This window comes from Rhizobium atlanticum (assembly GCF_030182485.1).
Classification (GTDB): Bacteria; Pseudomonadota; Alphaproteobacteria; order Rhizobiales; family Rhizobiaceae; genus Rhizobium.
This window is the reverse complement of sequence record NZ_JAQJCJ010000084.1, coordinates 1-893: the sequence shown is the minus strand read 5'-3', so window position 1 is coordinate 893 and position 893 is coordinate 1. Positions and strand designations below refer to the sequence as shown.

General features: G+C 62.0%; 1 protein-coding gene. It reads left to right on the top strand.

Translation table 11 applies throughout. The features are described from left to right. Nucleotides 1-893: calcium-binding protein (locus tag PH551_RS32805; protein WP_285196409.1), on the top strand; the 893-nt coding region annotated here is incomplete at both ends.

Below are 893 nucleotides of genomic sequence, written 5' to 3'. Positions count from 1 at the left end.
GTGAACGAAGGGACGGACACGGTCCAGACGGCGCTTGCCGGCTATACGCTCGGCAACAATGTCGAGAACCTGACCTATACCGGATCCGCCAACTTCAGCGGCGCCGGCAATGCGCTCGCCAACACGATCACCGGTGGCGCCGGCAATGACACGCTGAACGGCGGGGCCGATGCGGACACCTTAATCGGTGGTGCGGGCCACGACACCTATATCGTCGACAATGCCGGCGACATCGTCACCGAAGCTGCCGATGCCGGGACCGATACGGTTCGAACCAACCTGGCGATCTATACGCTTGCTGCCAATGTCGAGAACCTGAGCTTTGCCGGCACGGGGTCGTTTGCAGGCACGGGCAACAATCTCGACAACACGATCACGGGTGGCGCTGCCGCCGATACGCTTTCCGGCGACGCCGGCAATGACACGCTGAATGGCGGGGGCGGTGCGGACAGCTTGATCGGCGGTGCGGGTGACGACACTTATATCGTCGACAATGCCGGCGACCTCGTCACCGAAGCTGCCGACGAGGGAACCGACACGGTTCGCACGACATTGGCGAGCTATAGGCTTGGCAGCGATGTCGAGAACCTCACCTATATCGGCATCGGCACGGTAGCCTTTGCCGGAACAGGCAATGATCTCGACAACGTGATCACCGGTGGCGCTGCCGCCGATACGCTTTCCGGCGGTGTCGGCAATGACACGCTGAATGGCGGGGGCGGGGCCGATCGTTTGATCGGTGGTGTTGGCGACGACACCTATATCGTCGACCATGCCGGCGACCTCGTCACCGAGAACGCCAATGAGGGGATCGACACGGTTCGGACGAACCTGAGTGCCCACACATTGGCGGCCAATGTCGAGAACCTCACCTATATCGGAGCGGCAGCCTT